Origin of the sequence: Staphylococcus caeli, assembly GCF_051413795.1 — a bacterium.
Lineage (GTDB): Bacteria > Bacillota > Bacilli > Staphylococcales > Staphylococcaceae > Staphylococcus > Staphylococcus caeli_A.
In genome coordinates, this window is sequence record NZ_JBOIRQ010000027.1 from 16,197 (window position 1) to 28,241 (window position 12,045).

Consider the following 12,045-nt stretch of genomic DNA (forward strand, 5'->3'; position numbering starts at 1 on the left):
GCCACAATTATAAAAGGAGTCTATTGGTCATCAACCAATAGACTCCTTTTTTGATGATATTAGCTATTATTGAGCGTAATAGTGAATGTGGTGCCTTCGTGTTTTTTACTATATACAGCAATATTGCCATTGTGTAATTCAAATATTGCTTTAGCAATTGCTAAGCCAAGACCATTACTATTATCATGATTGCTAGCTTTATAAAAGCGTTCAAATAAACGGTTTTGTGTTTCCTCAGTCATGCCTTGACCATCGTCTGTGATTGTACAAACAACAGCGTTTAGTTGATACGTGAGAGTAACGTCAATTGTGCCGCTATGTGTTGAATATTTAATAGCATTTGTGATTATATTTTGAAATGCTTGATAAAGTAATCGTTCATTTCCGTGTATTGAAACATCTGCTAAATCAGACATGATGATCAATTCTTTCTCATTTGCTGAAAATTGCTCGTGGCGAATAATTTTCTTAAGTAGCTGGTCTAAAGCAATTGTATCGTTAAAATCTAAATGTGAGTCATTATCTATTTCTGATAATAATAATAACTCTTTTGTTAAGTCACTAAGTTGGGTTGTGATTTGATATATATCATTAATGTATTGGGTACGCGCTTCATCACTTTTAGCAAATTTAAGTTGGTCTAATAAATGGTGTATATGCGTTAATGGTGTTTTGATTTCATGAGATACATTTTGAACGAAGTGTTGTCTCATATCGTCTAATTGTTTAAGTGAGAGACGCATTTGATTAAAACGATATTGTAAGGTACCAAATTCATCTTTTCGAGTAATACGAATAGCAGTGTTAAAATCACCTTTCATTAATCGATCAGTTGCATGTTTCAATTGCTGAATTGGTTTTATAATTGTATACGTTGAAGAAATCATTAAAATAATAGAGAAAAATAGTAATAACGTGATAAGTATGGCTAAAAATACTCTGAACTCACTAAATGTTTTACCAATGTCAGGGCGCATAAATACTGCGTATGTATGTCCTTGAGATTCAAATGACATTCCAACTGTGTTTTGTGTTGTATTTTCAAAAAATCCAGTTATGAATGGGTTATATGGCAAATTTTTAATACCATGATAAGGTTTACCATTTAGTACCGATTGGACTGTATCGGATTTCAAGTTATCTTTTCTGAATTCAGTACCATAATAAGTTCTTTTGCCTTTTTCGGAAACCGTCATGACTTGATAGTTCATTTCTCCTAAATGATTGAAAAATGGAGCTGCTGCATCAATATTTGAATGCTTTTGATATTCAAGCGAATCTTTTAGAGTTCGCATAATTTTGGCATCATTATTTGCTTTTAGATGATTGTGGTAAATGATATTGGTACAGAGAAAGCTTAAGAGGGCACACAATAACATGACGACGATAGTGTAGACTGCAATACGTGTATAAAGTGATTTAAACATGATCATCCACCTTATAACCTAGCCCTCGTACTGTATGAATTGTGATAGATGATTCTAATTTTTCTAGGCGCTTTCTTAAACGTTTAATATGAACATCGACCGTTCTTTCATCACCTTCGTAGTCGAAACCCCAAACTTTTTCAATTAAAGTGTCACGACTAAAGACCTGTTTAGGATTTGAAGCTAGTAAGAATAACAATTGAAATTCTTTATTAGGTAAATTCATTGATTTCGATTCGGATTGAATTTCTAAATATGCTTGATTTAAAGTAACATTACCAATTGTGATTTCATTATAGGCATTAATGTTATAGCGTTTTAATACGGCTCTTATCCTAAAAATAAGTTCTTTAACTTCAAAAGGTTTAGTAACATAATCGTCAGTACCAGTTAGATATGCTTGCTCTTTATCACTTAAAGCATCACGTGCTGTTAACATAATCACAGGCATATCATAATCTTCTTTCAAAATCTTACATAACTCAAAACCACTCATACCACCCATCATGACATCAACTATAGCAATATCAACTTGATGTGTTTCTAGATAGGATAGTGCGTGTTCTGCGCTAGATTGAACGACTGTATCTAAACCTTCGCGTTGGATATAGTTAGAAACATACTCCAATATTTTTTTGTCATCATCGACAATTAGACATGTTGTCATGCGTCAGGTCTCCTTTTAAAAGTATTATGATTATTATAAATGTAATAATATGACTATACAAATAGTAAAAATCTAAAAAATTTATAAAAGTTCATATTCAGTTCACATTCTGTGGCTAAACTCTAAATATAAGTTTTAGAGAAGGAGTGGTCATTGATGAAGTTAGCATGGCAAGAGATAAAATATTATAAATTCCGTTATATGTTAATCATGTTAATTATATTATTACTTGGAATTATGGTGTTATTTATAAGTGGACTAGCACAAGGATTAGCAAGAGAAAATGTATCGATGTTAGATAACATGAAAACAGAGAAATATGTGTTACAGGATAATAAAAAGCCACAAATTGAAAAATCAATAATTAAACCAGAACAACAAAAGAAAATTGAAGATGTTACGAATCAGCAACCTTTAAAATTGGCATCTCAAACATTGAAAATTGATAAAAATGATGAAGATGTCATAATGACGAATACTGTAGCTAATGAAAAGCCAAAATTAAAAGAAGGACAATATCCAACTAAAGATAATGAAATTGCAATTAACAATAAATTAACTGCAGATGGCGTTAAAGTTGGAGATACAATAAAAACAAAAAATGGTGAAAAATTAAAAGTGTCAGGTGTACTTGATGATACGATGTATTCACATAGTTCAGTAGTGATGATGAATAATGATGGATTTGATCAACTGAACAAACAAGCTAGCACAGTCTATCCCGTTAAAGATTTAACGAAAGCGCAACAGGACAAGATTAATAACATTTCTGATGTGAAAGTGTTTAGCGAAGATGACATTACAGCTGAAATTGCAAGTTATCAAGCAGAACAAGCCCCATTAAATATGATGATTGTCAGTTTATTTGTAATTTCTGCAATTGTATTAAGTGCATTTTTCTATGTAATGACAATACAAAAGATTCCAGAAATTGGCATATTAAAAGCAATTGGTATTAAAACAAGACATTTATTGAGTGCGTTAGTCATACAAATATTAATTACAACCATGATTGGCGTTATTATTTCAGTAGGTATTATAAGTGGGTTATCTACCATAATGCCTGTATCTATGCCATTCCATGTCACAGCATCTAATTTATTATTAGTAGTCGGAATATTTATTGTAGTAGCTATTGTAGGCGCTGCGTTATCATTTATTAAATTATTTAAAGTAGATCCTATTGAAGCAATTGGAGGTGGAGAATAATGAGTTTACAAGTCAAAGATATTAAGAAATCCTTCGGTAAAGGTCAATCAGAGACACCCGTATTAAAAGGTATTAATTTTGAAGTGAATGAGGGCGAATTTGTGATACTCAATGGTGCCTCTGGTTCAGGTAAGACGACATTATTAACGATTTTAGGTGGTCTGCTATCTCAAAATAGTGGAGATATTCTCTATAATGGTAAGCCGTTATATGATAGTGAACAAAAAGCGTCAGAATTGAGATTGAATGAAATTGGTTTTATTTTTCAATCATCACACCTTGTACCTTATTTAAAAGTGCGCGCTCAACTGACAACGATTGGTCGTGAAGCGGGTCTGTCTAAAAAAGAAGCTAATGAACGTGCAGAAAAATTATTAGAACAAATTGGCTTGGCACATCGTTTAAATGTCTTTCCACATATGTTATCCGGTGGTGAAAAACAACGTGTAGCGATTATGAGAGCATTGATGAATCAACCTAAAATCATTCTTGCAGACGAACCAACAGCAAGTTTGGATGCTGAACGTGCAACTGAAGTTATCGAAATGATTAAGCAACAAATTCAAAGTAAGCAAATGATAGGTATTATGATTACTCATGACAAGCGTTTATTTGAATATGCAGATAGAGTAATTGAGTTAGATAATGGCGTTATCGTAAATGACTAAAATGAATTTAAGATAAATAAAAAGAGAGCTGTCGACAATTATAGTCAGACAGTTCTCTTTTTGTATTTTTGAGAAAAGTTATACGACTAAGACTTAAATAGATGTCTTAGATTCTTTGTCAATTAGTAACTCGTAACAGGGTGGAATGCGAAAATGCTATAAGAAAATTTGACTTGTGTCTCACAGCCTATATGCTCGGGATATGCCAAAATGCGATGATACATATGCAAAACAATGTAGCGAAATATACAGTGAGTAACGCTTTATATTGATACATGAGTGCTAAAAAGTCACGAATAAGTGCAATTTCAAAGAAGTGGTAAGGTGTATGACTACCAATACCAGCAAGGTTTAAGTTGAATTTTTGGCCGAAACGTATAGCCCTCATAATATGAAATTGGCTTGTGACACAAACAATTTTTGGTGGAGTTGCAAAATGTTGTTTGAGAAGTTGAGCACTGTATTGCATATTTTCCAATGTACTTGTTGATTGATCTTCTAATAGTATTTGGTTTGGATTGACACCAAGTGAAATTAAATAACGTTGCATTGCTAGTGCTTCTGAAATCGGTTCATCAGGTCCTTGACCGCCGCTGACAAGCATATACGCATTTGGCTGCTGATTGTAAAGTGCGAATGCGCGATCTAGTCTATCTGCAAGCATGGGTGTAACCTGTTCAGTGAAAATACCTGCACCTAGTACTAAGATAATATCAAAGTCCGTGGCTGGATTATTTTTCGAAAAATTAGATGAACATGATAAATAGCAGATAAATGCAAAAGCTGCACTAAATGCAATGGCTGAAATCCACAAGAATATGACATTGATTGCGAGTGGGCTAAAGGTTATATAAAAACAAGCTAATGTAAATACCATGAGTTTAAAGGCAACATAATACAGTCGTTTTAAAAATAAGGCACTCAAACGTGTTTGCATTAAATGTTTATGCTTTATATGTAGCAATATTACGCCGATACACATGACAACTATTAAATCGAAGGGAAATGTATGGTTACCAATATGTAAGATGATAGAAATGAAACCTAGTATTACCTGGGAAATATAGACAGCGAGTCGTGCAGTATATTTAAAGTTGAAGAACATACATAAATAAATGACTAAGATTAGGGTACATAAAAACAATGACAACATGTTTATGCTTCACTCCAAAACGTTTTAATATATTAAATGTAGTGTAATCCAAAAAAATAAGCAAATGTAAATTATAAATATTGGGAAATTTATAAAGGAAGTTTTAACCATTAGTGAATGCGGATATAACTTTTTTAGTCATAAAAATACTGGTATTATTTACACACAGACCAACGCTTGAAATTTTAAATGTAATAATTGATTAATTGTAGACAATGTTTGAGTTAATTATTAATATATTTATACAGGATTTGTGATTTGATTAACACAAATTTGAATCCTCCACAAATGCACGTTTAAAATCTCTCTATTGGACTAATTATGTATATCATTTTCAATTTAATTTTCATATAATAATAAGAGTAGCAAATAGATTGAGATAAATAATTAAAGTATATTAAATAGGCATAGTAGTGGGCGTTATAATGTGGTTTTGGCATATTATATGTTAAAATGTCGTGTAAAATGTCGTGATAGTGTGAATTTTAAAAGTAATGAGGTGATAAAATGCAAAAGTGTCCTAAATGTGGTGGAAATATTAGGGACGGACAGAGAAAATGTGGCTATTGTGGACATCTGTTGAGTGAGGATGATACAAAAAGCATGAAACGCCCATCAAAAGATAATGTAATAGCAACTAATATCAGGGCACGAAAAATCATTCCGTGGGGAATTGCATTTTTTATCATCGTTTTACTGGTTATTATTTTCTTTTTGTTAAAAAACTTTAATTCGCCTGAAGCACAGTCCGATATATTAATAAATGCAGTTGATAATAATGATACACAGAAACTTTCTACAATTTTAAGTACACAAAATAATAGCGTTGATAACAATGAAGCGACTGCCTATATCCAATACATAAGAGATGAAGTTGGTATGAAAAATTTTGTGAAAGATGTTAATCAAAAAATCAAGAAATTAAACGAAAGTGACACGAAAGAATCTGATTATGTAACGGCGAAAAATGGTGAAAATGTGTTGCGTATTAGCAAGAATGGTAGACGTTATATGTTTTTTGACAACATGAGTTTTACGGCACCAACTAAAGAAGCTATCATTAAAACGAAATATGATACTAAGTATAAATTCAAGTCAGATGATAAACAGAAAACAGTTGTTGCAGAAAAAAATAAAACGACTTCATTAGGGAAGTTTATCCCAGGAAATTATACATTAGATAGTAAAAAAGAAACTGATAACGGACAATTTGAAGGACAACTGAAATTTAATTTTAATAATAGTAATATTGAAACTGTAGATGTTCATGAAGACTTTAATGAAGCCTATATCCAAATTGAACTCGAGGGTGCTTCTGAAATTGATAAGGATTCAGTTAAAGTAAAAATCAATGATAAGACCTATGATTATGCAAAATCAAAAGAAATTGGTCCTTATCCGAAAACAAAAGACCTAACAATATCTGCAGAAGGGCAAGCTAAGAAAAAGACTTTCAAGACTGCAGAAACAACTGTGAAGACTGATAATCTAAAAGACAAAACAAAAGTAACGTTAACTTTTGATGATGATGAAATTCAAGATTACGTTGATAAAAAGGAAAAAGAGGAAAATAGTTTCAGAAATAAGGTGGCTAATTTTTTCGGTAATTACACCGCGGCAATCAATATGGCACACAGCCAAAGTGACTTTTCATTAGTCTCAAGTTACTTAAAGAAAGACACAGATAATTATAAGTCGACTAAAAGTGGTGTGAAATCAAATCGAATGTCTTTTATACAACAACCTCAAATTACGGATATAGTTAAACAGGGCAATACTTTTTATGTTACTGCGCAAGCATTAAAGGAAAATGGGCAATATGGCAAAGTTGATTATCAACTAGAAAGCGACGATAGCGAGAATGACTTCAAAGTAGTAAAATACTCTGAGTAATCCTAGATAAGTGACGTAACAAGTTCCTCATGCTAAAAGAATTAATAATAAATGAGAGTGCGACAAGGTGATCAAAATATTTTAGATCATTGTTTGTCACTCTCTTTTTTATTAACTATGATTTAATTTGTCTAATATGGTTTTAAAGCGATGTAGATAAAGATATAATAAAAACAATGAATGTGTATATAGTTAAATGATTCGAGTATTGTATTGAAGTAACAATACCCATCACGGTAGTAGAATGCAATATTCCAAGAACATTTGTGATTTGCGTAATTTAAAAGTAATGATTGTAAGGTCACCTATATTTATACATATAGTTTTAAATTTAACTTCAATAGGAGAAGAAACAATGTCTAATCAATCAAATCAACATAAACAACCCTTGTCATTTGTAGTGATTTTAGGTGCATTAACAGCGATAGGTGCATTATCAATCGATATGTTTTTGCCTGGGTTGCCCCAAATACAATCAGACTTTAATACTACAACTTCCAATGTACAATTAACCCTGTCGTTTTTCATGATAGGTCTAGCAATAGGTAATTTATTTGTAGGTCCAATTTCAGACGCAATCGGACGGAAAAAACCACTCTTTATCGCAATGTTCTTTTTTACGTTAGCGAGTGTAGGCATTATATTTGTTGATAATATTTGGTTCATGATTGTTTTGAGATTTGTTCAAGGTTTCTGTGGTGGTGCAGGTGCAGTGATTTCTAGAGCGATATCTAGCGATTTATATAGTGGTAAGCAATTGACGAAATTTTTAGCACTTCTTATGCTTGTCAATGGCGTAGCACCAGTGATTGCACCTGCATTAGGTGGCGTTATACTATCGTTTGCTACATGGCACATGGTATTCGTCATTTTAACGATATTCGGAGTATGCATGTTATTGGGAACACTTTTCAAAATCCCAGAATCATTGGCTGCAGAACAAAGAGATAGTCCACATCTTGCCAGTATATTTAAAAATTTCAAACAGCTATTACAGACACCGCGTTTTGTTTTACCGATGCTCATTCAAGGCGTAACATTTATCATCCTTTTCAGTTATATATCTGCATCGCCATTTATTACTCAGCGTATATACAACATATCTGCACAACATTTTAGTATAATGTTTGCAACCATTGGTATTACTTTGATTATTTCAAGTCAACTTACTGGGAAAATGGTTGATTATATTGATCGACAAGTGCTTTTAAGAATACTAACAATTTTACAATTAATAGGTGTTGTAGTTGTAATAATGACATTAATTGCACATGCATCCATATGGTTGCTATTTATAGGTTTTATTATATTAGTGGCACCTGTAACTGGGGTTGCGACTCTGGGATTTTCTATTGCTATGGATGAACGTACGGGTGGTAATGGCAGTGCTTCAAGTTTATTGGGATTGATTCAATTCTTATTGGGTGGTCTCGTATCACCATTAGTAGGCACAATGGGGGAACATAGCTACATTCCTTATGTTTTCATCATTTCTATAGCGGGCGTGTTATTGATCATACTACAAATCATCAATTATTATGTTTTTAAACATATACCATCTGTAAACAAAGGTTAATTTATACTTTAAATAATTACAAAAAGCATCACACATTCATTAATAGAATCGTGTGATGCTTTATTTCGTTATCCTAAATTTTTTGAGTTATTAAGAGACAAAATTTAAGGAATTGGAATTAACGACGCAGCTTAATTGCATTTGCGAGTAAGATTTGAGCCAGTTCCTCTGGTGTTTCTTCACAACCTTCTCGAATCCAAAAATAAATAATACCAATCTGTCCTCCAATGGCATAGGTAACGAATTGTTTCTTCTTTAATACAGTTGTATAATCATCTAACATTTTTGTATATGTTTCTTTGGTGATTTTCACATAGTCGGTAAACAAGTCACGGTTTGGATGTGTCACAAATATAGCATTAAAGAAGCCATAATGACGTTTGATATAAGATAAGATTACTTTGAAAAATTGATATAGCTTGTCGTGGTTAACTTCATTAATATCGAAACTATCGTAAAGTACATTTAATATTTGTTTGTAGTGTCTAAGATGGTAAGTTTGAATTGTTGATAATAGGTCATATTTATCGATGAAATAATCATAAAAGGTAGTTCGATTAATGCCACTATAAGCACAAATCATTTTAATCGTGATATTTTCAAAAGGGTATTCTTCTAATAAAGTAATCATATTTCGAATGATTTTTGCTTTTGCTTTTTGTTTCATATTTTCTCCTTCAAAAAAGCGACGCTATCTTACCCAACACTTTTTATACAAGTGTTGGTGTTTTTTTGTTGAACATGTATCTATAATATATAAAGTGAATTTTAAAAGCAAATAGGAGGAAAGAGTAATGAAGAAAATGGTATTAATAAACATCGTTACCATTGTAGTTCTTGTGATTATAGGAGTAGTCGGTTTCCATTTTTATAATCAAGCTACAAGTTTTGTAAGTACAGATAACGCTAAAGTTGATGGAGAACAAATTAAAATTTCAGCCCCAGCTTCTGGTGAAATCAAATCGTTCGATGTAAAAAACAATGAAAAGCTTAATAAAGGTGACAAAGTCGCTGAAATTACTGCTAAAAGTGATAGTGGACAATCACAAAATATGGACGTCAAAATGCCTCAAGATGGTACAATCGTAAAAACTGATGGTATGGAAGGTTCTATGGCTCAAGCAGGGACTCCAATTGCTTATGCTTATAATTTAGATAACTCTTACATTACTGCAAATGTCGATGAAAAAGATATTGCAGATGTTGAAGAAGGTAAAGATGTAGATATTAAACTTGACGGTGAAAGCGCAGAACTTAAAGGTAAAGTAGAAGAAGTAGGTAAAGCTACAGCTTCAAGTTTCTCAATGATGCCTTCATCAAATACGGATGGTAATTATACAAAAGTATCTCAGGTTGTACCTGTGAAAATTTCACTTGATTCAAAACCATCTAAAAATGTTGTTCCAGGAATGAACGCTGAAGTTAAAATTCATAAAAATTAAGGGGGGTCTATAAATGACAATGACCTTCATTATAGTTTACGTAGTTATAGCGCTCATTTTAGTAGGTTTGCTAAATGTTTTTCTATCTAAAAGAAAACATAAAAAAGTAAGCCAAACTATGGAACAAACAAAACATGAAAATAAAGTGTCTAATGATAATTATCAATCTAAATTTAAAGTGAACCATGCAGATGATTCAGATGAATCATTTGAGGAGTCAGAAGATTCAAGTCAGCAACCACAACAAGAAAATGTCGAAACGTTCAATACACAAATTGATGATGCTGACGTAAAACAACAGTCAGAGGAAGATTATGAAAAAATTAATCCAAATTCTGAAGAAGCAAAAGTTAATGAAAAATTAAAAGAAAAGCATAGCTCGTTTATGTTTGGTAAAGGAACTACGCAAGGCAAAGTTTTACTTGCAATGGTATTTGGTATGTTCATTGCCATATTAAACCAAACATTATTGAATGTTGCATTACCTAAGATAAATACCGATTTTAATATTTCAGCAAATACAGGCCAATGGCTAATGACAGGGTTTATGCTAGTGAACGGTATCTTAATACCAATCAGTGCTTATTTATTTAATAAGTATTCATATCGCAAATTATTCTTAGTAGCGATGACATTATTTACGATAGGTTCACTTGTCTGTGGTATGTCAGGATCATTTACAATGATGATGGTTGGTCGTGTACTACAAGCAATTGGTGCCGGTATCTTGATGCCGTTAGGTACCAACGTATTTATGACCATCTTCCCACCTGAAAAACGTGGTGCAGCAATGGGAACATTAGGTATTGCAATGATTTTAGCACCTGCAATTGGACCAACATTATCAGGTTATATTGTTGAACATTTCCATTGGAATGTGATGTTTTATGGCATGTTCTTTGTTGGCTTAGTGTCATTGGCAATTTCATATATATGGTTTAGAGTCTACCAAGTTACTACTAATCCAAAAGCAGACGTTCCAGGTATTATTTTCAGTACTATTGGTTTTGGCGCATTATTATATGGATTCAGTGAAGCGGGTAATAATAGCTGGAGTTCACCTATAGTAGTCATTTCACTTATTCTAGGTGTCATCTTTATTATTGCATTTGTTATTAGAGAGTTAACGATGCGTGTACCTATGCTAAACCTAGAAGTACTCAAATATTCAGGATTTACTTTGACTACAGTCATTAATATGATTGTGACAATGAGTTTATTCGGCGGTATGATTTTACTACCACTATATTTACAAAATTTACGAGGTTTTACACCCGTTCAATCTGGACTATTATTATTGCCAGGTGCATTAATCATGGGTGTAATGGGACCTATTGCTGGTAAGCTGCTAGATACTATCGGTATCAAACCATTAGCCTTAGTCGGAACTGCAATAATGACTTACGCGACATGGGAATTAACAAAATTAAATATGAATACAACATATGGACATTTAATGTTCATTTACATTATCCGCTCTTTCGGTATGAGTTTTATCATGATGCCAATTATGACTGCAGGTATGAATGCATTACCACAAAGATTAATTGCGCATGGTAACGCATTGTCGAATACCTTAAGACAACTTGCAGGTTCTATTGGAACAGCGTTATTAGTTACAGTGATGTCAACACAAACAACGCAATATGCTGCAGGTTATGCTCAATCCTTAGATAAAACAAATCCATTTATTAAAGATCGTTTACAAGAAATGGCACAAGCAATGGGTGGCGAACAAATGGCTACATCACAAATACTAGAATTTGTGCAAAAACTTGCATCAATTAATGGTGTGAATAGCGCATTTCTTATTGCAACAGGACTTAGTGCGCTTTCATTTGTTTTAAGTATATTCTTAAAAGGGAAATCGCATTACATGTCTAAAGAGCAATAATTGTAAATTTAAGTTAAATAATATTAACAGGCTGGGACATAAATGTCTCTGACTAAACAGAAAACGATAATTTCTATTGAAATAATGTAGAAATTATCGTTTTCTTTATTTTTATC

10 protein-coding genes are annotated in these 12,045 nt (G+C 32.4%); 6 read left to right on the forward strand and 4 right to left on the reverse strand.

The features are described from left to right. Positions 1 to 59 precede the first annotated feature (59 nt). Positions 60 to 1,427, reverse strand: a complete 1,368-nt coding sequence (locus ACSULM_RS11310) for a sensor histidine kinase (protein WP_436862804.1) — start codon at positions 1,425 to 1,427, stop codon at positions 60 to 62. Next, positions 1,420 to 2,094 (reverse strand): response regulator transcription factor, encoded by a 675-nt coding sequence (locus ACSULM_RS11315; protein ID WP_436862807.1) that lies wholly within the window; start codon positions 2,092 to 2,094, stop codon positions 1,420 to 1,422. The genes ACSULM_RS11310 and ACSULM_RS11315 overlap by 8 nt, the downstream gene beginning before the upstream one ends. 156 nt (positions 2,095 to 2,250) lie before the next feature. Between ACSULM_RS11315 and ACSULM_RS11320 the strand changes: the two genes are divergently transcribed. After that, complete coding sequence (locus ACSULM_RS11320) at positions 2,251 to 3,303, forward strand: ABC transporter permease (RefSeq protein ID WP_436862810.1); 1,053 nt, start codon at positions 2,251 to 2,253, stop codon at positions 3,301 to 3,303. Beyond that, positions 3,303 to 3,971 carry an ABC transporter ATP-binding protein gene (locus ACSULM_RS11325; RefSeq protein WP_069995591.1) on the forward strand — a complete coding sequence of 223 codons (669 nt, stop codon included), beginning with the start codon at positions 3,303 to 3,305 and terminating at the stop codon, positions 3,969 to 3,971. Before ACSULM_RS11320 ends, ACSULM_RS11325 begins: the two co-directional genes overlap by 1 nt. Positions 3,972 to 4,158: 187 nt before the next feature. Here the strand turns inward: ACSULM_RS11325 and ACSULM_RS11330 are convergent, their stop codons facing one another. Beyond that, entirely contained in the window at positions 4,159 to 5,124 is a 966-nt protein-coding gene (locus ACSULM_RS11330) for a YdcF family protein (protein WP_436862812.1), read from the reverse strand. A 507-nt stretch (positions 5,125 to 5,631) separates the two neighbouring features. On the opposite strand from ACSULM_RS11330, the gene ACSULM_RS11335 reads away from it, so the two are divergent. Both ACSULM_RS11335 and ACSULM_RS11340 read left to right on the forward strand, forming a co-directional pair. Further along, positions 5,632 to 7,017 (forward strand): zinc ribbon domain-containing protein, encoded by a 1,386-nt coding sequence (locus ACSULM_RS11335; protein ID WP_436862814.1) that lies wholly within the window; start codon positions 5,632 to 5,634, stop codon positions 7,015 to 7,017. Positions 7,018 to 7,372: 355 nt separating this feature from the next. Next, positions 7,373 to 8,593: a multidrug effflux MFS transporter gene (locus ACSULM_RS11340; protein WP_436862816.1), complete on the forward strand. Its 1,221-nt coding sequence runs from the start codon at positions 7,373 to 7,375 to the stop codon at positions 8,591 to 8,593. Positions 8,594 to 8,711: 118 nt separating this feature from the next. On the opposite strand, the gene ACSULM_RS11345 is transcribed toward ACSULM_RS11340, so the two are convergent. Then, on the reverse strand, positions 8,712 to 9,260 hold the full coding sequence (locus tag ACSULM_RS11345; RefSeq protein ID WP_436862819.1) for a TetR/AcrR family transcriptional regulator: 549 nt from the start codon (positions 9,258 to 9,260) through the stop codon (positions 8,712 to 8,714). A 127-nt stretch (positions 9,261 to 9,387) separates the two neighbouring features. Here ACSULM_RS11345 and ACSULM_RS11350 point away from each other — a divergent pair, with 127 nt between their 5' ends. Both ACSULM_RS11350 and ACSULM_RS11355 read left to right on the forward strand, forming a co-directional pair. Continuing rightward, positions 9,388 to 10,035, forward strand: coding sequence for an HlyD family efflux transporter periplasmic adaptor subunit (locus ACSULM_RS11350; RefSeq protein WP_436862822.1), 648 nt, complete (start codon positions 9,388 to 9,390; stop codon positions 10,033 to 10,035). Between the two features lie 13 nt (positions 10,036 to 10,048). Next, positions 10,049 to 11,929, forward strand: coding sequence for a DHA2 family efflux MFS transporter permease subunit (locus ACSULM_RS11355; RefSeq protein WP_436862825.1), 1,881 nt, complete (start codon positions 10,049 to 10,051; stop codon positions 11,927 to 11,929). Positions 11,930 to 12,045: the final 116 nt, after the last annotated feature.

Bases quoted from the DNA above. Each gene is read 5' to 3' on its own strand.
- ACSULM_RS11310 (WP_436862804.1), bottom strand. From the start codon at position 1,427: ATGTTTAAATCACTTTATACACGTATTGCAGTCTACACTATCGTCGTC.
- ACSULM_RS11315 (WP_436862807.1), bottom strand. From the start codon at position 2,094: ATGACAACATGTCTAATTGTCGATGATGACAAAAAAATATTGGAGTAT.
- ACSULM_RS11320 (WP_436862810.1), top strand. From the start codon at position 2,251: ATGAAGTTAGCATGGCAAGAGATAAAATATTATAAATTCCGTTATATG.
- ACSULM_RS11325 (WP_069995591.1), top strand. From the start codon at position 3,303: ATGAGTTTACAAGTCAAAGATATTAAGAAATCCTTCGGTAAAGGTCAA.
- ACSULM_RS11330 (WP_436862812.1), bottom strand. From the start codon at position 5,124: ATGTTGTCATTGTTTTTATGTACCCTAATCTTAGTCATTTATTTATGT.
- ACSULM_RS11335 (WP_436862814.1), top strand. From the start codon at position 5,632: ATGCAAAAGTGTCCTAAATGTGGTGGAAATATTAGGGACGGACAGAGA.
- ACSULM_RS11340 (WP_436862816.1), top strand. From the start codon at position 7,373: ATGTCTAATCAATCAAATCAACATAAACAACCCTTGTCATTTGTAGTG.
- ACSULM_RS11345 (WP_436862819.1), bottom strand. From the start codon at position 9,260: ATGAAACAAAAAGCAAAAGCAAAAATCATTCGAAATATGATTACTTTA.
- ACSULM_RS11350 (WP_436862822.1), top strand. From the start codon at position 9,388: ATGAAGAAAATGGTATTAATAAACATCGTTACCATTGTAGTTCTTGTG.
- ACSULM_RS11355 (WP_436862825.1), top strand. From the start codon at position 10,049: ATGACAATGACCTTCATTATAGTTTACGTAGTTATAGCGCTCATTTTA.